Origin of the sequence: Bythopirellula polymerisocia (genome assembly GCF_007860015.1) — a bacterium.
Taxonomy (GTDB): domain Bacteria; phylum Planctomycetota; class Planctomycetia; order Pirellulales; family Lacipirellulaceae; genus Bythopirellula; species Bythopirellula polymerisocia.
In genome coordinates, this window is the sequence record NZ_SJPS01000004.1 from 407110 (window position 1) to 430964 (window position 23855).

The 23855-nt window shown below is 53.5% G+C and carries 20 protein-coding genes; 11 read left to right on the forward strand and 9 right to left on the reverse strand.

The genetic code is table 11. The features are described 5' to 3' along the window. Positions 1–336 precede the first annotated feature (336 nt). Entirely contained in the window at positions 337–1500 is a 1164-nt protein-coding gene (locus tag Pla144_RS14480) for an ROK family protein (protein ID WP_146451394.1), read from the reverse strand. 152 nt (positions 1501–1652) lie between these two features. Between Pla144_RS14480 and Pla144_RS14485 the strand changes: the two genes are divergently transcribed. Continuing rightward, entirely contained in the window at positions 1653–2633 is a 981-nt protein-coding gene (locus Pla144_RS14485; RefSeq protein WP_146451395.1) for an aldose epimerase family protein, read from the forward strand. A 164-nt stretch (positions 2634–2797) separates the two neighbouring features. Then, positions 2798–3445, forward strand: coding sequence for a DUF4405 domain-containing protein (locus tag Pla144_RS14490; protein ID WP_197530695.1), 648 nt, complete (start codon positions 2798–2800; stop codon positions 3443–3445). A gap of 366 nt (positions 3446–3811) precedes the next feature. Here Pla144_RS14490 and Pla144_RS14495 read toward each other — a convergent pair whose 3' ends face one another. Both Pla144_RS14495 and Pla144_RS14500 read right to left on the reverse strand, forming a co-directional pair. Continuing rightward, positions 3812–4291, reverse strand: coding sequence for a hypothetical protein (locus Pla144_RS14495; protein ID WP_146451397.1), 480 nt, complete (start codon positions 4289–4291; stop codon positions 3812–3814). A gap of 218 nt (positions 4292–4509) precedes the next feature. Then, positions 4510–5313 (reverse strand): enoyl-CoA hydratase/isomerase family protein, encoded by an 804-nt coding sequence (locus tag Pla144_RS14500; protein ID WP_146451398.1) that lies wholly within the window; start codon positions 5311–5313, stop codon positions 4510–4512. 431 nt (positions 5314–5744) lie between these two features. Between Pla144_RS14500 and Pla144_RS14505 the strand changes: the two genes are divergently transcribed. The 7 genes from Pla144_RS14505 to Pla144_RS24645 all read left to right on the forward strand — a co-directional run bounded on the left by Pla144_RS14505 (position 5745) and on the right by Pla144_RS24645 (position 14312). Further along, on the forward strand, positions 5745–6644 hold the full coding sequence (locus tag Pla144_RS14505; RefSeq protein WP_146451399.1) for an ABC transporter ATP-binding protein: 900 nt from the start codon (positions 5745–5747) through the stop codon (positions 6642–6644). Between the two features lie 68 nt (positions 6645–6712). Beyond that, on the forward strand, positions 6713–8527 hold the full coding sequence (locus Pla144_RS14510; RefSeq protein ID WP_146451400.1) for an ABC transporter permease: 1815 nt from the start codon (positions 6713–6715) through the stop codon (positions 8525–8527). Beyond that, positions 8524–10170: a hypothetical protein gene (locus tag Pla144_RS14515; RefSeq protein ID WP_146451401.1), complete on the forward strand. Its 1647-nt coding sequence runs from the start codon at positions 8524–8526 to the stop codon at positions 10168–10170. Before Pla144_RS14510 ends, Pla144_RS14515 begins: the two co-directional genes overlap by 4 nt. Before the next feature lie 288 nt (positions 10171–10458). Then, positions 10459–11793 carry a Trk system potassium transporter TrkA gene (gene trkA / locus Pla144_RS14520; RefSeq protein ID WP_231936373.1) on the forward strand — a complete coding sequence of 445 codons (1335 nt, stop codon included), beginning with the start codon at positions 10459–10461 and terminating at the stop codon, positions 11791–11793. A gap of 137 nt (positions 11794–11930) precedes the next feature. Further along, entirely contained in the window at positions 11931–13508 is a 1578-nt protein-coding gene (locus Pla144_RS14525) for a TrkH family potassium uptake protein (protein WP_146451402.1), read from the forward strand. Between the two features lie 63 nt (positions 13509–13571). Next, positions 13572–14084, forward strand: coding sequence for a hypothetical protein (locus tag Pla144_RS14530; protein WP_146451403.1), 513 nt, complete (start codon positions 13572–13574; stop codon positions 14082–14084). Between the two features lie 57 nt (positions 14085–14141). Beyond that, positions 14142–14312: a hypothetical protein gene (locus Pla144_RS24645; RefSeq protein ID WP_197530696.1), complete on the forward strand. Its 171-nt coding sequence runs from the start codon at positions 14142–14144 to the stop codon at positions 14310–14312. 19 nt (positions 14313–14331) lie between these two features. Here Pla144_RS24645 and Pla144_RS14535 read toward each other — a convergent pair whose 3' ends face one another. Next, the gene (locus Pla144_RS14535) at positions 14332–15978 is read right to left on the reverse strand and encodes a prenyltransferase/squalene oxidase repeat-containing protein (RefSeq protein ID WP_146451404.1); all 1647 of its coding nucleotides are present in this window, start codon (positions 15976–15978) and stop codon (positions 14332–14334) included. 276 nt (positions 15979–16254) lie between these two features. Here Pla144_RS14535 and rpmG point away from each other — a divergent pair, with 276 nt between their 5' ends. Then, positions 16255–16431, forward strand: a complete 177-nt coding sequence (rpmG, locus tag Pla144_RS14540) for a 50S ribosomal protein L33 (RefSeq protein ID WP_146451405.1) — start codon at positions 16255–16257, stop codon at positions 16429–16431. 54 nt (positions 16432–16485) lie between these two features. Beyond that, on the forward strand, positions 16486–18225 hold the full coding sequence (recJ, locus tag Pla144_RS14545) for a single-stranded-DNA-specific exonuclease RecJ (RefSeq protein WP_146451406.1): 1740 nt from the start codon (positions 16486–16488) through the stop codon (positions 18223–18225). A 50-nt stretch (positions 18226–18275) separates the two neighbouring features. Here recJ and ilvE read toward each other — a convergent pair whose 3' ends face one another. The 5 genes from ilvE to Pla144_RS14570 all read right to left on the reverse strand — a co-directional run bounded on the left by ilvE (position 18276) and on the right by Pla144_RS14570 (position 23845). Then, a complete protein-coding gene (gene ilvE / locus Pla144_RS14550) occupies positions 18276–19133 on the reverse strand; it encodes a branched-chain-amino-acid transaminase (RefSeq protein ID WP_146451407.1) in 858 nt (285 codons plus the stop codon). Between the two features lie 78 nt (positions 19134–19211). Further along, complete coding sequence (locus tag Pla144_RS14555; RefSeq protein WP_146451408.1) at positions 19212–19994, reverse strand: ABC transporter ATP-binding protein; 783 nt, start codon at positions 19992–19994, stop codon at positions 19212–19214. Next, entirely contained in the window at positions 19987–21501 is a 1515-nt protein-coding gene (locus Pla144_RS14560; protein WP_146451409.1) for an ABC transporter permease, read from the reverse strand. The genes Pla144_RS14555 and Pla144_RS14560 overlap by 8 nt, the downstream gene beginning before the upstream one ends. Positions 21502–21558: 57 nt before the next feature. Next, complete coding sequence (gene lysS / locus Pla144_RS14565; protein ID WP_146451410.1) at positions 21559–23142, reverse strand: lysine--tRNA ligase; 1584 nt, start codon at positions 23140–23142, stop codon at positions 21559–21561. Positions 23143–23440: 298 nt separating this feature from the next. Further along, complete coding sequence (locus tag Pla144_RS14570) at positions 23441–23845, reverse strand: DNA polymerase ligase N-terminal domain-containing protein (RefSeq protein ID WP_197530697.1); 405 nt, start codon at positions 23843–23845, stop codon at positions 23441–23443. Between the last annotated feature and the right edge of the window lie 10 nt (positions 23846–23855).

The window sequence follows — 23855 nt, forward strand, 5'->3', positions numbered from 1 at the left end:
GCCCGCGAGCATTCGCGGGCTTTTTCATGCGCCAAGGCTGGAAGCTCAGGGCCGCACCTCCAAACTACTCTCCTCCACCTCCGTTCTCTCAGTCCCCTCCTGTTCAAAATCTGTAAACAACGAATACCAGGAGAGGGGCTGGGATCTGGGGGTTAGGGAAGAAGGCGTGGGTTACGAGATGCGAGCTACGAGTTAATCACAACTCACAACTCGTGACTCGAAACTTTCACTCTCATCTGTGTAAATCCGCCTAATCCGCGTTCATCCGCGTTCCATTTCTTTTTCTGCCCTTTACGGCCAGAACCTGAGAGTACTGACGAGGGAAAATAAAATCCGCTAATTGCCTGCGGCACGCATACCCATCAGGATCGCCCCGCGCCAGCCTTGGTCGCGGCTGACGCTCCAGTCGATTTCGCAGTTGCCCGGTTGGCTGTCGAAACAGCTTTGCTGGTTGATTTGGGCATAGGACTCACGCACCACGGTGAGGAACCAGTCGCGGGCACTCTCAGACATCTCGGTCATGCCGCCGCCGATGATGAACAGATTGGGGTGCAACACAGGAGCCACCGAAGCGAACAAAGCCCCCAGCATGATGGCCCAATCGTCCAGGAGCCAGCGGCAGAACGCGTCTTGCCGGTCGTCGGCAAAGGTGCGAACGTTGTAGGCAGCTTGTTTGACATTTTCTTGAGAGAGTTGATTCAAGGTGGCAAAGACTTCAGCGTCAATTCGCTGGCCACGTTGCGCTAAGTCTTGTTGGATGAACTGCTTACCGTTCTTGGTGAGTGCCCAGCCCAGGCGGCGAATCAGCCCGGAGAGCGAGGCCCGCGATTCGACGCAACCTTTTGCTCCACACCCACACTGAGGATGGGGGTCGGCGGCGAACCGCTCGGCGAATACTGCGGGAATCGCAATCTTCATATGGCCAAGTTCTCCCGCTTGACCTAGTCCGAAAAAGACGCCCCCATTCGAAATCACACAACCGCCGAGTCCCGTTCCGGTGGTAATGAAGACCGTCGTGCGCGGATCGGAACTCCTGCCAAAGCGTTCGAAGTCTTCGTCTTGCCCGGCTGCGTTGGCATCGTTGCACGCGAATACGGGGATTTCAGTGCCAGCAATTTGGCTCACTTCCGCGGAGAGCAGGTCGCCAAAGGGAACTTCCCAGAGGTGTTTTGTCTCGGGAGTACCAAGATTGGGGACATTGAGAATGAGACCATCGTGCGAACATGGGCAGGGGACCGTGACGGCGATGTCGGCCACGTCGCTCCAGTCTGCCATGAGTTGCTCAAGCACCTCTTGGATCCCGTCGATGATCTGACTAATCGTTCGTTGCGGGCCATCTTGGGTAAGGCTGGGCTTCTTGACCAACTCAGCGAGGAGTATTTCTTGGGCAGTGAGATCGGTGGCCCCCAGTTTGACGTCATTGCCACCCAGATCGACGCCAATACGCAGGTGTGCTGTCCCTGGGGGGGATTGCTGTTTGTTAGTAGGAGTCGCTGACAAGGGATTCTCCGATGTTTACGGGTTGTTCTTGTATGTTAACGAACACCGAATGAAGCTCAAGGGCGCGCAAGCGTCGCTTGTCAGCTGTCTTGCCGTTGGGCATAATCCGTGATTCTACCTGATTCGCATGCCAATGCTGGAGGTCTTGTAAGATGTATGTCGTCACCAATTCCCAGGGGATGACTGCCCGCTGGATTACGCGGGGGGCAACCCTGACTGAACTGCATGTCCCCGACCGCAACGGGAAATTGGTGGATGTCGTCTTAGGATTCGATGATCTGGCAGGTTACGAATCAGGTGCCAACCACCATTTTGGGTGCGTTACCGGGCGATTTGCCAACCGCATCAAACGAGGCAGATTTACGCTCGATGGGGTCGAATATCAACTGGCGATCAATATTGGCCCCAATCATTTGCACGGTGGGGTGCTGAGGAGTCTTGATAAGGTCACTTGGGAGGCCGAACAACTGCGTGACTCCCTGGGGGTCCGCTTCCGCTATGAGAGTCCTGATGGAGAAGAAGGATTTCCCGGCACGCTGACCACCCTAGTGACCTATACCTTGACCGATGAGAACGCTTTGCGCATCGATTACGAGGCGACTACCGACAAGCCTACGATCATCAATCTTACGAACCACAGCTATTTCAATCTCGCGGGTCACGGCAATCCTAGTGTGCTGGACCATGAATTGAAAATCGATGCCGACCGGGTCACCGAGGTCGATGAAGAGTCGATCCCAACAGGTAACCTGGTGGAGGTCGCTGGGACTCCCTTGGACTTCCGTTGTCGACACAGGATTGGCGACCAGATCGAAGCAGCCGGTGGCTACGATAACAATTACGTCCTCAATGGCGAGTGGGGAACCCTCCGAGAAATTGCCGAGGTCTATGAACCCGAGAGTGGTCGCATGCTCCGTGTCTCAACCGATCAACCAGGGGTGCAGCTTTATACGGCCAACGGGCTTAGCGGTCAGCCGGGTAAGGGAGGAAAGCCGTACCATAAATATGGATCGTTCTGCTTAGAAACGCAAAATTTTCCCGACGCGCCGAACCAACCGACTTTTCCGACCTCAGTTCTACGGCCCGGCGAGACGTATCACCACACCTGCATCTATGCTTTTGATGTAGCGTAGTCGGCTCGGTGGTTTGTGCCGTGGGGGCGCTTGAGCGCATCAAAACGCTCATCTTGAGGCCATTCTCTGCGGTTTTTGGGGTCTTTCCCGCTAGGCATCCGAATTGCACTCTGTAACAGAATGGAGTTTTGCATTTTGACTAGCTGAGTAGAGAGAGGTATCCCGTGAAACGCATCCACTGGAACGCGCTGGTCGATGGACTTGCGCTTGTCGCGTTTGTGTTGCTTTCGTCCACAGGTCTGCTGTTGAGTTTTCAGCTTCCTCCCGGGAGCGGCGGCAGGGAAATGCTGGGCATGGGACACGGTGCGGGGGAAAAATCGGTGACACTCCTGTGGGGGCTCACGCGCCACGAATGGGGTGATATTCATTACTGGTTGTCATTGTCAATTATGGCTATCTTGGCCGTGCATCTCCTGCTGCACTGGAAGTGGATTCTCTGCCTCTTCAAGCCTTCTGGTGCCCATATCTACTCTGGTACACGCCTTGCTTTGGGCGCTATGGGTATGCTCATGCTGGTAGTGATGGCGGCGGCACCCTATGTCACATCGACAAGTCAAATTCCACGTGCTGATCTGCAGTCCTCAGATACTGAGAGTGAACATGCGGAGGAAGATTTAGGGATTCGCGGACGCATGTCTTTGGCAGAAATTTCAGCCGAGTCCGGCGTGCCGGCAAAATATTTATTGAGAGCATTGCAGCTTCCCCCAGAAACTCCCTTGGATTCGCAGGCCGGTAGACTATTGAAGGATTCAGGCAGAGATATGGCGGATTTACGAGAGGTAATTAAGAAGTATGTGTCTGATAAACAATAACTGTTCTCAAAGTACATAGGAACGATTCAATAGTAACTTCGGCAGTGTGGGTGCCCCTCTGGGATTGATTTGAACAGGAGGAAAGGGAGACAACGGAGGGAATAACAAGTAGGACGGAAGATTAAGCTATACAAATCTCTGTTGTCTCCGTTTCCTCCTGTTCTTTCAAGGCCCATGATGTTCCCCTTAATTCCGAGACCAGCGAACAATTCCTGCTGTCGAAATCGGTGAGTTCACCTTGAGTCATTCCTTAATCAGCCGCAGGGCTACCGTTAATCAGTTTTCGGCAGCGCAGCAACGAAAGGAACAACTCCCGAGCGCGACGCGGCAGATGGACTTCGTGCTCGTGGAGTAGAAGTTGGGTAACTATTTTTGCTGAGGATCGTGCGAGTTCTGCTGAGGTTCGTGCGAGGCGGGAATGCTCCCTGTTGCTGCACTCTCTTGCCGCAAGGCAATATGACAATGGACGCAACTGAGGGTCAGTTGCTGGAACCCTAGGGTAACTCCCTCGATGTTTTCCTGCTTGGCTTGCTTCTCGATCTCGGCTACCGCAAATTGGAACGATCGCAACTGGGTCACATATCCTGGTGTTCCTTTGCGCACAAAGCCTTCGAACTCGCCAAGCGTATGGAGTTGCTTTGCGCAGTCGGTGATTGTCTCATAGTCGGCCTCCGTTAATGCTGCAAAGATCTCCTGAGATTTCTTGAGCTTGACGTCCATCCAGAAATTAAAAGGACGGCTTTCTGTCGTGGGGAAGGGCTCCACGACTGGTTCTCCTGCAATCTGACCCGCTGCTGGATTACCTGCAATGAGCAGTGGGGCTACGAACAGCACGAATCGTCTCATAGCTAATCTCCTTATGTCCTTGCCGGATGCGGCCACTACAATGCGCCAATAGGCAGCAAGTTGCGTACCAGTGAGAGAAACCAGTCAATCCGGGCACTAGAGAAGTTCAGCAGAAAAAGTTTGTGTGCTTGTTAAGCGATGTTCCGACGGCCCCTGTGCGAAAACGCACATCACCAGCGGGGCAGGCTGAACTTGGTGAGACATTTTAAATGGGGGGACTATTTCCATTCGGGCTTGCGCTCTTCCAGAAACGCGGCAATCCCTTCCTGGGCTGCCTCAGTGGTGAAGGAGGTCGCTTGCAAAATGGCCCCAGCCGTTAGCTGTGTATCCAGTTGCTCACCAACAGTTTCGTTGAGAATTCGTTTGGTTAACTGCACGGCTTCGGGGGCACCCTCGGCACATTCTCTTCCCAGTTCCACCGCCCGAGCCCAGACCTTGTCCCCATCCACAAGTTCGTGAAAAATACCCAGGCGAGCCGCCTCTATGGCGTCGATGATCGACGAGGTCAATAGAAGTCGGGCAGCATGGCCCGCACTTAGGCGGTGGCAAAGTAGCGGAGCGACGACCCCGGCTACAATGCCGCGGCGTGGATCAGGCAGCCCAAACGTACTCTCAGCGCATCCGACGACAATGTCGCAGGCCAACACGAGTCCGGCACCATGGGATAACGCCGCTCCGTTTACGGCGGCGATAATTGGTTTGGGTGTTTCCAGCATCCGGGCGATGAGTTCACGAAAGTCAGCGGCGTCTTCGCCCCACCGTTCTTGCGACGAATCCCAATCAGGTTGCAGCGAACAAGCATCGCTGATTTCCTCCAGATCGTTGCCTGCGCAAAACGTATCCCCCGCACCAATGAGGATGATCGCGCGGACCCGCTTTTCCCGATAGAGGTCCTCGATCGCCTCAATGAGTTGCCTAACCATCCGGCGTGAGAGGGCATTGCCGTGGTCTGGGCGATTGAGAATGAGCGTGCCCACGTTGTCGGTGAGTTTAACTTCAACATGCTCGCTGGGCATATACATCGAGGGTTTACCCCTTCACCACTCGCTTGAAGAGTCGAACGATCTAGAAGAATTGTTGCCGACTAAGGCCTTCTAGGCAGCTTAGCGGGCTGAGGTGGCATTTTCAAGCTGATCGCAGTCCTGCCATCACGCAGACTCGCTTTCTAGATCGAAGAACGATCGAGGAGGCAAACAACAGCCTTTTTAGCTCGGTAGTTGCTTGCCCGCTAGTCGTAACTTATACTGGCAACTTGCTTTGCGACAAGGATGGCAGGCAAGTAACATAGCGCATAAAGAGATGTTCTTGCCGAGTTTTTGGTGCCTCTGCGAACCGTACAGCTGGTAGAGGCGTATGCGTGATTGAGTTGTTGTGTTTATCGCCAGCTGTGTTAATTGCCCAATGTGGCATTTATTGTATTTTTACTCAGACCTGATTTTCCACGATCTAATCCATGAGCGAAGACATAGTTATTCAAACGCGGGCACTATCGAAGGTGTACCGTGATTTCTGGGGCCGTCAGAAAGTGCGAGCTCTGAAACCATTGGACTTGGAAATTCAACGTGGCGAAGTGTTTGGCCTCTTGGGTCCCAATGGATCTGGGAAGACCACCACGATCAAGCTCATCCTGGGGCTGCTATTTCCTACCGAGGGTGAGGCAATCGTTTTTGGCAAGCGATCGACCGACGTCAGTAAGAACGAGCGGATCGGATATCTTCCCGAAGAATCGTATCTCTATCGGTTTCTTAATGCGGAAGAGACCCTGGATTTTTACGGACGACTTTTTGATATGCCGGCCGAGACCCGCCGTGAGCGAGTCGATGCATTGATCAAGATGGTTGGGCTGGACAAGGCTCGCAAGCGCCAATTGCAGGAGTATTCCAAGGGCATGACCCGTCGTATTGGGTTGGCCCAGGCACTTATCAACGACCCTGAGTTGATTCTGCTCGACGAACCCACCAGTGGTCTCGATCCCATTGGTACTCGTGAGATGAAGGACATGATCTTGCGGCTCAAGGGGGAGGGAAAGACCGTGGTGATGTGCAGCCACTTGTTGGCTGACGTGCAGGACGTTTGCGATCGCATTGCAATTTTGCACCAAGGGGAACTGAAGGAATTGGGTCGAGTAGATACGCTTTTGACCGTGGCGGATGTAACACAGATTCGTGCCCGCAACCTTTCGCCTGAATGTCAGACCGAGATTCGCGATTGTATTTCTCGCCATCAAGGTGAATTGATCGAAATGGACAACCCGAGTACGACGCTAGAGGAATTGTTCCTGTCGATCGTGCGAGACAGCGAAGCGCGGCCTGGTCGCCGAGCTAATGTTGAACCGGTAACCAGCGACACCTAGCCACCCCGGTCAGCGTCAGATCCCACTCTTTCGACCTCCTAACCCTGGCTTGCCGACATTATTCGACTATGGTTCTTGAACACGAAATCTTGCCCTATTTTCAGTGGCTGTGGAGCGGCGGAGCCGGTTCGATCGGTGCTTTGCCGCGATTCTTGTTGGTCGCCCTTGGGTTAGGGCTGTTGGGACTCATGCTGGGTTACGTCATCGCGGCTGCCCGACATGGTCTGCTTCGTGGCGGCGATATTGTCTATCGTACGATCACCAATGGGGTGCGAGAGCTCTTCGAGACCTCCCCCCGGCGCGTGATGGCCCTGGCGGGGTTGGCCATGAAAGAGGCGTGGCGGCGTCGCGTGGTTGTGGCCTTGGTGGTGTTCTTCATTATTCTGATATTCGCCAGTTGGTTCTTGAAAAAGAATCACCAGGATCCGGCGAAGCTCTATATCAGTTTTGTACTCACGGCGACCACCTATCTCGTGTTAGGGATCGCCCTTCTTTTGAGTGCGTTTAGTCTGCCGAATGATTTCAAAACGAAGACTATCTACACCATTGTGACCAAGCCGGTGCGATTGGGAGAAATCGTCCTCGGTCGCATCCTCGGTTTTACAGCAGTGGGGACGATTTTGTTGGCGATCATGGGCGTTTGCAGCTATGTCTTCGTGAATCGCTCGCTGGATCACACCCACGGCATCGATGAAGTGAGCCTAAAAAATGTCACTGATGCTGATGGCGCGAACATTGGTAAAGATGGCCGGACAACACTCGAAAATTATCATCGCCACGACGTGGAGCTGGATACGAACGGCGACGGTTTCGCCTTGGGAAATTTTGGCCATACTCACAAGATTGTCCAACGTGGTGGAAAGGGAATGGTCCTCGGAGCAGACGGGATCATGCGGGCCAGAGTGCCCCAGTGGGGCAAGCTGACTTTTCTCGATCGCCAGGGGGTTCCCAAAGAGCGTGGCATCAGTGTGGGGAGTGAATGGACCTACCGCAGCTTTGTCGATGGAAGCACTCAGGCAACCGCGATTTGGACCTTTGACAAGATTAGTGAAGCTCTGAATTCCGAGGAGGAGGGGGGACTACCAATCGGTTTGATCGTCCGCGTTTTCCGTACTCACAAGGGAACCATTGGTAAGGCGATCACAGGTTCGATTCAAGTACGGAATCCCGAGACGGGGCTCACTAGTGACCTGATCCCCTTCGCGGCTCTAGACGCCAAGATTGATGAGCGTGCCATCCCCCGAAAGCTCACTGGAACGGATAATTCAGAATTGGATTTATACAAAGATCTGGTGAGCTCGAACGGTCAGCTGGAAATCCGCGTACAGTGCTTAGAGCGAGGACAGTATTTCGGCTTTGCTCAGCCGGATATGTATATCCGGATGCGTGATGCCTCTCCGATGGTGAATTACGTCAAAGTGTGCCTGAGTATTTGGGTGCAAATGGTGATTGTGATTGCCATTGGAGTGGCGGCGAGTACCCTCTTAAGCGGCCCGGTGGCTATGTTGTTTACGGTGTCGTTTATCGTACTAGGTTTCTTTCGACCGTTTTTTGTCGATGTGGCCCAGGGACCTCAGTACGGTGGTGGTCCGATCGAGTCGTTTTATCGGTTGATCACGCAGATGAACATGATTAGTGCTCTCGAAGACAGTGCGGTTACTCGACTCATAAAGGGTGTGGACTGGGTGTATGAGAGTCTCATGTTGTCACTTGCCCAAGTGCTACCTGATTTTTCCAAACTGAGTACGGTGGATTTTGCGGCTTATGGTTTCAATGTGCCCGCGGACCTTGTCTTCCAAAATTTGACGATGTGTTTGGCTTATGTAGTGGGGATGTCGATACTCGGTTACTTCTTGTTCCGCACACGTGAGGTCGCCCGATGACCGAAAATAATTCATTTTATCGCAAGATCATTTACGTGGTGTTGTTGGCAGTGTTGCTATTCCCGATTTCGTATTTGGGTGCACCGGCGACTGTGGACGACGATGGCGGCAAGCTTGCCCTTGTGCGCCAGGAAGCGGGTCTGGGCCAATCGAATCTCGGCGCAATCGATCCTGCCAGCGAGACCATTCGGATGGCGACTCTCGGCTTGCGCGGGATTGCGGTCTCGATCTTATGGAACAAAGCCAACGACTACAAAAAACGCGAAGATTGGACCAATTTTCGGGCGACCCTTGAGCAGCTTGCCAAGCTGCAACCCTATTTCATCTCTTTTTGGAAGTACCAAGCGTGGAACCTGGCCTACAACGTGTCGGTCGAGTTGGATGACGTCCGTGATCGGTACAGCTATGTGACTCGGGGAATCGATTTCTTGAAGGAGGGAACGAAATACAATCAGTTCAATCCCCACCTGATTTCGGAACTGGGATGGTTTATTGGCAATAAGATTGGTCGTGCCGATGAGCGTGTTGAGTATCGCCGGCTGTTTAAGGCAGACGATGATTTTCATAATCGATTCTTCGACGGCAACCCGCCCCCGCCAGAGCAAAGAGACAATTGGCTTGTCTCGCGTCGCGAATATGAAGACTCAGTCTCAGTAGTGGACGATAAAAAGAAGAGCATCGGACAAAAGAATCCGACAACTTTTTTCGCCGCACCTGCGATGTCTCAGATCAACTATGCCGAAGCGATTGAAGAAGATGGTGTCTTCCAGGAGAAGGCGCGTGCCGCTTGGAGAACTGCCAGCAAGCTGTGGAATGATTATGGCAACCGTGAAATGCAATCTTCGAGAGGCAGTTTGATTCGACTTGCTGATCTGAATCGCGAGGAGTTAGTTGCGAGAAAGTTGGAAAGTGAATTCCAAAACCTCGCCCCCGGTGTTCGCGATGAGATCGTCGCCGAAAAGCGTGCCAATTTACCCGCTGAGGTGGTCGCAGCATTGGCGGTGCCGGAGAGCATCCGGACCGAGGAACAGCAACGCTTGGCGGCAGAAGCGGATGCCTCACTTGATGTGTCGATGCAGGAAATTGCAGAACAAATCGCAAAAAAGTACCCCGACAAGGCCGCTCAGGCTAATAAGCTCGCCAATCAAATTGCCGAGATTCAAGATCGAATTTTCCTGATCAAGAATAACCGACAAGTATCCAATTACGACTATTGGAAAACTCGAACTGATTTTGAGCAAACCTCAGACGCTCTCCGCGCACGCGAGTTGGCCCATGCGGCGAATCAAGCCTTTAAGGAAGATGCTGACCTGCTCGAAGCGCGACGATTGTACGAACAAAGTTTCGACCTCTGGGCAAAAGTACTCGATGCGCATCCCAGTTTGGAGTTCGACTCGACCACAGGCTCCGACCTCATGGAATACGTCGACAAGTACAACGAGATTCTGCAACAATTGGACTTGAGACTTAGCGATGAAGAAGTGGACGCCAGTTTTCCTTTGTGGGAAATCGTGGAAGCAAGCGATCAGGAACGCAAGTATTTTGATGATATTGCGGAGCACAAGCGTCGCGTTGAGGGGAGTGGCCAAAGGCCGGAGCCTGAAGCAGATACTCCCATCGAAGGTGATGACCCTGTCGAGTAATGCTCACCGCGCGCCTCTATCCATTAAGTGCTGGCCTGCAACTTGAGCGGGGTTTCTTTGTGGTCTTGGTCTTGGACTGCTATTAATTGAGCTCATATCTTCGCGGCTATTCTGGGGCTCAAGTGAGAAACGCCTTTCGCTGAAGCCTCAGACATCTTAGAATCGCTTTCGCGTCATTGAGGTGACCTGTGTCCCTCCAAGGCAGATAATTCCGACTAGCAGGCCCGTATAGCTTGTTCACTGGCTATAAGTTTCTCCGTATCATCGATTTCAACCAAGCTCTATCTAATGCGAATTGTAGTTTTGGGGGCAGGAACCGTTGGGAGATCAATCGCATCTCTGCTATGCCTGCATCGTCATAGCGTTACGGTTGTTGATACCAACGCAGATCGTATCCGCCACATCAATGAAAATTTTGACGTGCGCGGGATCACCGGGTCCGCTTCGCAATCGAGTATTTTATTCCAGGCGGGCGTAGGTAGTGCTGATCTTTGCCTGGCAGTGACCGGCTTAGACGAGGTGAATATCGTCTCTGCCAGCATGGCCAAAGCGATGGGGGCCAATCGAGCGGTTGCACGGGTCTATGCCCCCGTGTTTCGCGACTTGAGCACGTTCGACTACCGTCGGCATTTCGGTATCGACCGTTTGCTGAGCCTTGAACATCTCACCGCCCTGGAACTAGCCCGGGGAATTCGCCACCCTGGTTCTGTAGTTGTAGAGAGCCTGGCACGAGGCGAGCTCGAAGTCCACGAAGTGATGGTCTCGAAGGAAAAGAAGGGGGTTGGAAAAGCCCTCAAGGAGTTGGAACTATCGAAAAATGTGCGCATAGGTTCGCTAAGCCGAGATGGCAGAACGTGGATTGCTGGTGCGGAGGACAAGATTCAGTTAGGCGATCGGCTCACGATAATTGGCACGCGGCACGAGATAGACGATGTAAAGTCCTTGTTTTGCAGCGATACCAACCAGAAGCAGCGAGTAGTGATCGCGGGTGGCGGTGAGACAGGCTATCATCTGGCTAATGTGCTTGAAGGAGGTCACCACAACGTAGTTTTGATCGAGCTGGACCGGGATCGATGCGAATTCCTGGCGAGCCATCTCAAGCAAACTACGGTCGTGAATCGGGATGCCACTCGTCGGGCAATTCTCGAAGAAGAGCGAGTATCCGCTTCCGACGTGTTTGTTGCCTGCACAGGAGATGATGAAGACAACATCATGGCTTCGGTTGAGGCTCGCGATATTGGGGCCAATACGATCATGGCATTGGTGGGGCGCCCCGATTATGCTCATGTGGTCGGGAAACTCGGAATCGATCACGCCGTGAGCCCTCGTGAAGTTGTTGCAAAGCAGGTTCTAGGCTTTTTGACCAATGGACCGATTGTTTCTAAGACAATGCTTAGCGAAGGAAGCAACTTGAGCGTCCTGGAAATCGATGTTAAAGAGGGTTCCCCTGCAACCGAGCATGTTCTGGCAAATTTAGGGCTTCCTTCACAGACTTTGATCGCGGCTGTCATTCGAGAAGGTTTCGCGGCGGTGCCTGGAGGGGACTATCAGTTTATGCCAGGAGACACGGTCATAGCACTGATTGCAGACGAGATGATTGAGTCTATCGAGAAGGTGTTTTAGTGCTTTGGTAAGGTCGTCACCCACTCGCACTTAATTCAATCCGGTTCTATTGTGAGTAAGTGGGCAGGCATACCGAGCCAGACGGCACCCATATCACCTACTAACTAACTTACTCACCCACTCCACCAATACTGAATATGAATCTCCGAATCGTAGCCCGACAACTTAGTGTGATTGCCTGGCTTATCGGCTTGACGATGCTCTTCAGTATTTCGGCTGCTTGGCCAGAGATCGGTGGTCAAAGCGAGTTCGAGACCCGCGGGTTCTGGTCTTTATTGCTCACCGTGGGCGTTTGCGGCATTGTGGGATTATCTCTCCGAATGGCCGGTGGCAAAGTTTCCGACACTCTCTATCGGAAAGAAGCGATGGCAGTAGTTGGACTTAGTTGGGTACTCGCCACCGTGTTGGGTGGGTTGCCCTACTATTTCAGTGAAACCATCTATACCAGTATCGATGGCCAGGAGATTCCGATGGGCTTGGCGGACAGCATTTTCGAGAGCCAGTCCGGTTTTAGCACTACAGGAGCAACCGTCCTTACCGACATTGAGAACCAACAGTGGGTGCCGCGGTGCATATTGTTTTGGCGTTCGAGTACCCATTTTCTCGGAGGACTGGGTATCATTGTGCTTTTTGTGGCCATACTGGGCCAGGGATCTGCGGGGAAGGCGCTGATGCGGGCTGAGATGCCAGGGCCCAGCAAAGAAGGTTCCCAAGAACGAATGCAACATGCGGCCTGGAATTTTGCCGCGATTTACTGCGCGTTAAACCTGATCTTAACTATTATTCTTCGCCTGGAAGGAATGACTTGGTTTGAAGCGATTTGCCATGCCTTTGGAACAATGGCCACGGGTGGTTTTAGTACCTTAAATGCCAGTCTCGGCGGTTTTAACTCCAAAACAATCGAGTATACGGTGATCGTGTTCATGATTCTGGCGGGCACAAATTTCACCCTGATCTATCTACTTACGCTGGGTAAGTTTAGAAAGTTTATTACGGATCCTGAGTGGCGTACCTACATGGGAATCCTTGCGATTGCTACTGCACTTGTGATCGTGGTCGGAATCTTTGAGTCGCACGACTTCGACCGACAGGATAAACTCTCAGCGGGTGCCGAATTTGAACTGGCCTTTCGCGACGGATTGTTTCAGGTGGTCTCGATCATGACAACCACAGGATTCTGCACGGCAGACTTCGACCTTTGGAATAATTTTAGCAGAGGATTACTGGTGGTCTTAATGTTCGTCGGCGGATGTGCGGGGAGTACCGGTGGTGGCATGAAAGTCATCCGGATCATCTTGTACACAAAAATCTTGGGTAGAGAGGTTGAGCGGTCCTTTCATCCTGCGGTTGTGCGACACATTCGGTTGGCGGGCGAAGCAGTGACTGATCCCGATCTGCCTCGCAATATCCTCGTCTATGTAGGACTCATTGGAGCGATAATCGTGATGAGTTGGTTGGGACTGACGTGGATCGAGTTGGATCGTACATGGATCGAAGCAGGACACCCAGCACATAACAAGCTGATCGATTCCGGGACTGCCGTCTGTGCCACGCTTCACAACATTGGTCCAGGCCTCGGAATCGTGGGTGCTACCAGAAACTACGCTCCTTTCTCGGATTCATCAAAGATTCTGTTCACTCTCTTGATGATGCTGGGGCGACTAGAGTTGTTTGCCGTTCTGGTGCTGGTGATGCCGAGTTTTTGGCGGGACTGAATTAGAATATTATTACTATCGATTACAAACGAATTGGAAAACATCCACTACTGGAGGACACACATGCTCACGTCAATTTGTCAGATGGAACCACTCATATTCGGCTCGACAGTTTTTGGCCAGGCTCAGCCAACACTCGACGGTGCGTTTGCATTGCAGGTCTTTCTCAGAGTAGTACATATATTGGGGGCAGTCATCTTGGCTGGCGGGTTATTCTATCAGCGATCCATCCTGTCCCCTGAAGGAGTGGATGCCTGTTTTGCCGGTCGTCGCCAGGTTTGGGCTAAGTGGGTCGGCATCGCCACTCTGATGCTGCTGGCAAGCGGGCTCTATAATTTCATCACGATCCTGCGAACGGCCAAGTTCGACGGGACGCCACTACCCCCAACGTACCATGCTCTTTTCGGCGTGAAGTTTCTGCTAGGACTTTTGGTTATGTTTCTGGCGGCTATTCTCGCCGGAAAGACTGCTGCCGCTGAGCGGTTCCGCCAGAAGATGGGCAAATGGCTTAATGTGGCTTGGACAGCAAGTCTTACCATTCTGGTGCTCGCAGCCATCTTGCGCAACTACCATTGAATTGTTGGCAATCTCGCTGTCGACGTAAAAAACACTGCATCAAAAGAGGGAAGCACGATGGACAAAAAAGCCAAGAAACGAATCGAAGTCTTACGAAAAAAGATTTCGCAGTCACAGGTATTGTTAGCCGCCGCCAAGCAACAACCCGATGACCCCGATGAACCGGCACGAATCGAAGCCGACATCGCTCGGGCAGAAGAAGAAATTGCTAAACTGAAAGAGAGTTGAGACTCAGCTCGAATGCCACCTACGGTGCCTCTTCCACGAACTCTGCCTGGTACATTGGCATATAGCGGTAGTAGACCTCGAGTGTGAGAATTGCGAGCGTCGTTGTATAGAGTCGACCGCCGCGGTCGCTCCAGGCTTCATCGAAGTACCAACTTCCGTTTTCATGACCTGAGTCGGATTGGGATTGCACCAGATAGTTGCGCATCCGCGGATTCCATCTACGCCAGCCGGATCCTCCCACATGGTGGAGCACCTGGCTGGTATAGTAATTGAAGTACATATTCGACTTGCGGGGATCCTCCTTGGCGAGGGCAGCTGCCCCCTTTAGCAGCGGGGGATGATCCTGCGGCCAGCCGATCATCATACGCCCATACAGACCCACTGAGCTCATCGCAGGTCGCGTGGTGGAGGGCTGCTGGTAGCCGTAGGCGGCCCCTTTCTCCGCCTCGACACTATCTAGGAATTCAGCCGCTCGATACCACACGTGCCTAGGTATATCGAGCCTTCCCAGGACACCGCTTTTGAGGGCCATCAGCTGCCAACCGGTTACGGATAAGTCTCCAGGCTGTCGAGGTTCATACCGCCATCCTCCTAATGCATGTTGGGCGCTGACGATAAAATCGATTGCATCTTGCGCCGGAGCCGCAATATTAGGATCCCGGGTCATGGCATAATCTTCGCTCAATGCCAGAGTTGCAATGGCGTGGGAGTACATGTCGCCCCGTTTGCGAATAGACATGCGGTCGGCGAACGGCAGAGTGAGTTCCGTGACGTCTCGCAGGTCTCCTCCATCGGGAGTGAGCATCATCCTGTTAATCAGAAAGTACAGACCATTTGCGACCACTTCCTGGTAGGGTCCTTCGTGTTGTGTGTAACCGGCACCAAGAAAACACAACAGGGCCAGTCCCGTGGCGCCGGTACTCGAATCAAGAACTCCTGGATTACGACACTTGCCGGCACATTGGGGGCAGTGCTCTTCATCGAGAAGAAAGGACCAGCTCCCATCTTCGAGCTGATGAGCTGCCAGCCATTTAAGACCCGCTTCGACGGCAGCTTCACTCGATTCCGAACCACCGCCTGAAAGGGCAATGCTACGTCGGTTTTCGAGGTTACGGCCTTCAAGACCACCTCCAGCGGACGCCAAGGGATTGCCGATGTCCACCATCTCTGTAGCCAAGGCATCGACCGAGGCAGTTGCCATGGGAGCGATCAATGGCTGGGTAATGTCGACCGAGGTAGTGCCGAATTGCAAATCAGGAATCCCCATGGCTGTTGGTGCCGAGCTTTCATTCTCCAGATCATCACCCACTGAAGGCAATTGGTTCAACTCAATATCCAATTCTTGCGGTAACTCGTTTGTTGCCGTCCCTTCCAGGGTCCAGTCTGGTCCGCTGCCTCGATGTGTAATAACGATCAGGGACAAAGCAATTACGATGGCCAGATGGGTAACGCCGCTGGCCAGCCAAGAGCAGGATTCGCTGTCGGATATCCAGTCGAGGAACCAGCCCTTGACCGATTTGAGGGGGTGAGATCGAGAACTTTCTGAACCATTGGAAGAGGTGCGAGAGGAAGCCTCGGGGGAAGTATGGGTCGGATTTTCCACAAGCGGCACGATAGGAGCCGAACTGGCGACGAGCGATGAATTGTCGGCGTGCGAAGGATTCACGTGGGTCGGCCTTGGTCTCTGTCACGGTGAGCCGGACGCGTAAGCCTCCGGATTTGAGCTTGTCCAGCTGAATGCGTAAGCTTCCGAAACTCACTGCTTCCCGCATCTTCAAGTATAACCCCTTATCGGGTTCCGTTACCCGGCAAAATAATCCTCTGATTAACCACTGGATGCAACGGATAAAAAAGCCTAGAATCTGCTGTTTCGCACTTGTTCGACACCCCCGCACGTAGGAATCCTGGCGGGCGTGTTATAGACTCGATTTGAGAAGATACGATGGCTAAGAAATCTGGTAAACGCAAGAAAAAGGTCGAGACCGTCTTTTTGGTTTGTGAAGAGACGGGCGACTATAACTACACGATCCGCCGTAAGCTCGGAGGCGAGAAATTAAAGCTGAAAAAGTACTCTCCTCGCTTGCGCCGCCACACCGTCCACACTGAGAAGAAAAAATAGCCGTAGTCGGCGCGATTTTTCACCACGGACTTCTGCTTCTGATTCACGGACGACATGCCCAAACGCTGGCGAATTGCCAACTATGATGCTGACTGCGTTGCTGCCTTGCAGCAGTCAGCGGGCATCCCGGCCGTGGTTGCCCAATTGCTACTCTCTCGTGGTATCAGCGATCCGGATGTTGCTCGGCAATTTCTCGATCCCAAGCTCAATGGGCTACGCGATCCTGCGCTGCTACCAGGTGCCACGCAGGCTGCCGAGATCATATACGCAGCCATTCAGTCTGGCGACAAGATCACCATTTACGGCGACTACGATGCCGATGGGATGACAGCTACTGCGATTCTCTTTCGCTGTCTGAAGTTGCTGCATGCGGATGTCGACTATTACGTGCCGCATCGGATCGATGAAGGCTACAGCTTGAATGTCGAAGCCCTGGATAAAATCGCCAGCCAAGGTTCGAAACTGGTCATCACGGTCGATTGCGGCGTCGCCAGCGTTGCTGAGGCCCAACATGCCCGCGACTTGGGTCTCACACTTATTATCACCGATCATCATCAGATGGCCGATCAGCTCCCACCAGCGGCCGCGATTGTCCATCCGGGGCTGCCGGGCGGCGACTATCCTTTCGCTGGATTGTGCGGTGCGGCGGTCGCATTCAAAGTCGCTTGGGCCGTTTGCCAATTTGCCAGCGAGGGGCAAAAGGTCACCGATCGGCTGCGGAGTTTTCTGCTTCAAGCGGTTGGGCTGGCTGCCATTGGAACCGTGGCCGATGTGGTGCCTTTGGTCGACGAAAATCGTATCTTGGTCCGCTACGGCTTAGGCTGTCTGAAATCCGAACCAAACATCGGCATAGCTGCCTTGCTGCGATCGACAAAACTTCACGGGAAATCACATCTCGCGGGGGATGACTTGGGATATTCCATTGGGCCTCGGCTCAACGCCGCTGGACGATTGGGCCAGGCGGAATTGGCCATCGAACTATTGACCACCGAAAGCCCTCAAAGGGCCGATACAATTGCCCAGTACATGGAAGAATTGAACCTCCAGCGACAAACTCTTGAACGCTCGATGGCTCGTGCAGCCGCTAAGCAGGCCCGTACCCATGGCGATCCTGACCAAGCCCCGGCCTTGGTGCTGGCCGACCACGACTGGCACGCGGGCGTGATCGGCATTGTGGCAGGCAGGCTGGCCGAAAAGCATTCTTGTCCCGTGGTGATGATCGCCAATGATCCGCTCGGCGTGAAACCAGGGATCGGCTCTGCACGGAGTGTGCCCGGCTTCAACTTGCATGAGGCGCTCGCCGAGTGTGGGCACTTGCTGGAAAGCCATGGCGGCCACGCAGCAGCAGCCGGCCTGCGGATTGCCCCTGACAACATTGCCGCGTTTCGCAAGGCGTTCTGCCAGATCGCCGCGGAGCAGCTCAACGAAGGGCACAAGCAAGAAGATTTACTTGTCGATGCAGAGGCGTCGTTACAGATGCTCACTCGACATACGGTCGAACAGATAGAGAGTTTGGCCCCATTTGGGCAAGGCAACTCTGCCCCGATGCTCTGCGCGACCGAGGTGCGACTCTCAGGCGCACCCAAGCGGATAGGATCGACGGGGCGGCATCTGTCTATGATGTTTGACCAATATGGCATCAAGATGCGGGCCGTGGCCTTCGGCGGTGGCGATTGGGAATCGGAACTTGCCGGTATCGAGGGCCCTATGTCGATTGCCTTCCGCCCGGTTATCAACAACTTCCGTGGCCGCACTTCGGTGGAGATTCATCTGGCCGACTGGCGGGTGGAGTGAGCCACAACAATGCCCAGGGATTGCAATCCCTGGGCATCGTTGTGTGTTGACTACGACCGTGCCAGCTTGTGGAACCGATCTGTGAGGTCCTTGGTCACTGGCCCCGGCTTGCCGGTGCCGATGGGCCGATCATCGACCTTGACCACAGGGATCACTTCGGCGGCGGTACCTGTGAGAAAACATTCATCGGCCACGTAGACATCGTGCTTGGTCAGCGAGATTTCTTGAACTTCTGTCCCGGCAGCTCGGGCCAATTCGATGACCGCTTCGCGAGTGATCCCGGCGAGAATCCCGGCATCTAGTGGTGGTGTGGTGAGTACCTCATCCCGCACCAGAAAAATATTGTCCCCTGTGCATTCGGCGACTTCGCCCTTATGGTTAAGCATCAGGGCCTCAATGCAGCCTGCCTTGAGGCCTTCGATCTTTGCCAAAATGTTGTTGAGATAGTTGAGCGACTTGATTCTTGGGCTGAGTGCCGAGGGGTGGTTGCGGCTTATGCTGGTGGTTATGATCTCCAAGCCGTTGTCGTAAAGTTCTTGAGGGTAGAGCGCGATCGTGTCGGCAATGATAATCACCTGGGGATTGCTACAGCGATTGGGATCGAGTCCTAGGGTGCCAGCACCGCGGGTCACTAGCGCTCGGACGTAGCCATCGGAGAGGCCATTTTTCTTGACCGATTCGCTGACCGCCTGGCACATCTGATTTTGCGAGAGCGGTATTTCCAAGCAGATAGCTCGGGCTGATTCATAGAGCCGCCGAATGTGCTGCTCCAGGCGGAAGATTTTGCCTCCATAACTCCGAAGTCCCTCGAACACTCCATCGCCATAGAGGAGTCCATGGTCGAATACGCTTATCTTGGCCTCTTCTTGAGGGACAAATGCGCCGTTGATATAGATTTGTCGAGACATAAAGAAATTGCAGACTTCGGATAGGGGAGTACGGAATGATTCAAGCAGAGACAGACTAGGAAGCAGTCGGGTTCGCCGTTAGGCTCCCTGGATGCGGCCTTCGACCAGCTTTACGGTCCGGTCGGCCTGCTCTGCGATCCAGGGGTCGTGGGTCACCATGACTATAGTGAGCTTTTCCTGTTGGTTCAACTCGCCGAGAATTTTCATGATTTGCTTGCCGGTGGATCGGTCAAGGTTTCCTGTAGGTTCATCCGCCAGCAAGACCCGTGGCTTGTTAAGAAGGGCCCGCGCGATTGCAGCCCGCTGCATTTCGCCCCCTGAGAGTTCTCGAGGTTTGTGCTTCATCCTGTGCGAGACGCCTACGAGTTCCAGCAGTTCGGCCGCCCGACGGCGATGTTCGCCCCGCCGGAACCAGTATCCGAGAGTACTCTCGGCAATCAGAGCAGGGGCCAGCACGTTCTCCAGAGCCGTCAGTTCAGGGAGCAAGTGGTAGAACTGAAAGATCATCCCAAAATGCTTGTTTCTCAGAATATCGCGGCTGGCACTGGGGAGATTGTCGATCCGATGGCCATCGAAATGCACCTCACCCGCATCAGGCCTGTCGAGAGTACCGAGCAGGTGCAGCAGCGTGCTCTTTCCGCATCCGCTTGACCCGACGATGGCGAGAAACTCCCCTTCGTAGATTTCCAAATCAATTCCCTGCAGCACAGGGATGCCGAACGAACCCTTTTGGTAGCTCTTAAACAGTTGCCGAGTTGCGATTTGCACTCTTGCAGGAAGAGGCTGTGTTGCCAGGGCAGAGGTCCCCTCGCTGAGTCGCAGGGCTGGTCTTGCCTGTCGTGGATCTGTGATACTACTCATAGCGCAAGGCCCTCACAGGATGAAGATTTGCGGCCCGCAGTGCAGGAAACACACTGGCCAAGACGGCAATCAATACAGCCCCCACACAGATCCAAGTAACAGTGAAGGGGGCGACAATTGTCGGGATCTTATAGAAGTAATACACAGAGGGGTCAAACACAGGCTGACCTGTAATTCGACCTAACAGATCCGCGATCTCATTGATGTTTGCGACGAAGGATAATCCTAGCAGCAGACCGACTCCCGAACCGACGATGCCAAGGCTCAAACCATAACCCAGGAAAATTCCCATCACGCCGCTGCCCGAGGCTCCAAGTGACTTGAGGATCCCAATGTCACGGGTTTTTTCTACGACGATCATCAGGAAGATTGCGAAAATACCAAAACCCGCGACAGCAATAATCATGAATAGCAAAACGTTTAGCACAGCCGTCTCCATATTCACGGCCGCAAGCAGTGGACCTTGCTTATCGCGCCAAGTGCTGACCATGTAAAACTGAGCAGGAAAGGCATTTTGTAATGCGTCACGAACTGACTCGGCGTTTGCACCTGGAGCCAGTTTGATCTGGATCGAAGTAAACTTACCGACGCCGGAAGTTGGATCGATCATGCCACGGCTTTTTTGCAGTGCACGCAGAGGGACAAATACGAAGCTGGAATCGTATTCGCTCATTTTGCTCTCGTAGAAATCCGTGATCGTGTAATGTTCATTGATTGCCTTGGGTGGGAGCGTGGCTGCTGGAAAACTCACACGGACATCATCACCTGGTAGGGCCACGAAATGATCACTGCCGTCGGCAGTACGATAGCCACAGACACCAATTCCCATGACGATACCGACGTGCTGCTCGGTGGCCATGTCAAAGTCACGGCCTTCCCCTTCATCAGTCGCCGGAACCCCGAAAGGATTCTTGTGCTCCGATTCTGTAGAGGGTGAGGCGGTAATTAATTGCCGTTGTTTCTTAAGCATGGCCTTCTGCTTGCGATACCACCAACCGGCCTGCTCCATCTGGGTGCGGGGCTGCTGCTCACTTTGGTCAGGAAGCTGATGGTCAAAGGTGTCGTACCCACCTTCCCGAAGCGAAAAAGTAAGTTGCTCTCGGTTCTTGGGGTGCTGCAAATAATCGCCAAATGCACTTACGCTTGAATAGGTCGCTTCGTCGATGCCCACCATTGTGATCTGACGCGTGAGCAATTGGTCGTTGATGTCGATATACATCAGGCCAGGCACATGTACGGTGGGACTCATGCCGATAATAGAGTCACCTGCAATTCCCTTGATTTTTTGCATGTGAGCGTCAGCATCAAGCACGCCATCCATTGAGCGGCTCTCAAAGATGAGGTCCCCCAACATGCCATTTATGCGGGCTTGCATTTCGTGAGTAAAACCGGCCATGACGCTATTGACGACGATCATCGTCGCCACTCCCAGCATCACACTCACAATGCAGACCAATGCAATATAGCGCGTACGCAGATACCGCCAGCAGAGAAGTAGCTTATACATAGGAAACCATCCGTGGTCCAAGGCGAGCGGGGAGTGTTAGCTCCCTGCATCTAGTTGTTATTTCTCAGATCTCAAAAGCGGGAACAAAATCACATCGCGGATTGTTTGCGTGTTGGTAAGCAGCATCACCAAGCGATCGATGCCAATTCCTAATCCCCCTGCGGGGGGCATCCCGTGTCGGAGCGCACGCACAAAGTCCGTGTCCATTTTGGCCATCGAGTCTTCTTCGCTTAGGCCGTCCAACTGGGTACGGAAGAGCTCCTCCTGCAAGTCAGGATCGTTGAGTTCCGTATAGGCATTGGCAACTTCCATTCCGTGGATAAATAGCTCAAATCGTTCGGCAATGGCCGGATTGTCTCGCTTGCGCTTGGTCAGAGGGCAGATGCTCGCCGGGTAGTCCATGACAAAAATTGGTCCCACGAGGGCGTCCTCGACCTTTGCTTCAAACACATCGCTCTTAATCACGTCTGGGTGTCGACCTACTGTCTCAATGTGAAGCTCCTTCGCAAGTCCGGCGATGGCTGCTTCAGCGGCCGTGGATTCGGTATCGATGCCTGTAGCTTCTTCAAATAGCTCGGCGTATGTGCGTCGGGCGAACGGGGGGGTGAAATCGATCGTATTGTCGCCCCAGGACAACATGAAAGGCTGTCCGATGGCCTGGATCGCGTTGCAGATGCAGGCCTCCGTGAGGTCCATCATTGAGCGATAGTCTCCATATGCCTGATAGACCTCAAGCATAGTGAACTCGGGATTGTGCTTAGGACTTATCCCCTCGTTCCGATAAACACGGCCCAATTCATAGACACGCTCGATCCCGCCGACCATCAGACGCTTGAGGTGCAGTTCTAGCGCAATACGTAGCGTGAGGTCCATATCGAGCGTGTTATGGTGCGTGGAGAATGGCCGCGCAGCGGCACCCCCGGCTATGGAGTGAAGAGTGGGCCCTTCCACCTCGACAAATCCCTGGCCATTAAGCGTCTCCCGGATCGAGCGGACGATTTTCGTCCGGTTCAAGAAGCGCTCGAGTACTCCCTCGGTGTAAGTCAAGTCGAGATAGCGTTGCCGCTGACGAAGCTCAACATCTTGTAAGCCGCCATGCTTATCGGGAGGGGTCTCAATCGACTTCGTGAGAAAATGGATCCGCTCGGCAGCAATAGAAAGCTCTCCCGTATTGGACCGCACCAGATCACCATCGACGCCGATGAGGTCTCCCAAGTCTAGTAGTTCAACGACCTTCCAATCGTCTCCTACTTGTTTCTGGCCGACCATCAGTTGAATCTGGCCCGTCATATCGCGGATGTCGATGAAGTGCAGTTTCCCCTTGTCGCGATGGAGCACAATCCTGCCAGCCGCACGCACACGTGGCCCAACGATTTTTCCTTTTCCCTGGTCGGCCTTCCACTGGCGAAAGTTGAACTCGGAACTTTGTTGTTCGAAGTCTGGAAGCGGCAGCGAAGTGCCATCTTCGAGCTGATAGAAGATGTCACCTGCAGCTGCGCGAATTTCCGCAATGAGTGTGCGGTCGTCGAATCGTCCTCCCCAGGGGTCAATTCCTAGCTCTACGAGCCGAGCCATTTTCTCGCGGCGGTTACTCTCCAAGGGAGAGAATTTGTCTGACTGGTTTTCGGAGTTTTCTGTCATCACTTGGGGCATCAGTATGGGTCTGCGCGCGAGTTGGGCCTCGATTCGTTAAGAGAGGTAAGATTCTAGTGGATAGGCAAACTTGGTCAACGCCAGCCCGGGCACACCTCAGGAGAATTGCAAAGTCGCAAATTAGCCAATTAAAAATAGCCACAGAGATCGCAGAGCACAGATAACAAGGAATTCTCACTGCTCTCGGTGTTCTCTGTGGCTATGATATCTTTGGGTTTTCTGGCTTTGCAGTTATCCTGAGTCACACCTTTACGAAGGCTTTGTATTCTGCCCAATTCCCCCGGCATCACTTCTGAGAATCGGATAAACGCATCTGCCACTGGCCAGCGGTATCAGAGCTATCCAATTCCACGCTGCATCGCAGAAACTTGCCCTCGAGTTCGACGAGAATACGCTCAGATCTCAGTTCTCGGATATCTAGTTTACCCCTATCGCAGCAAGCCACAGTTCCCCGACCGCCTGAGAGGGGACCTTCGTAGGTGAGGTAGGCGAGCCGATGTTCGGGCAGCCGGGTGGCGGTAATCTGGGAGCCGGTTTCCCGATGAACAAGATTCAACGCTTCCGCCCAAGCTGCTGGCAACTCAAGCAGCTCCCAGGTTGCTAGCATACCATCCAGCTCCAGCATCAGGTCCCAATGGCTCGGCTTGTACTCACTGGGGCATTCGTGGCGAAGGAGGACGAAGCGGGGCATGGTGGAGGCG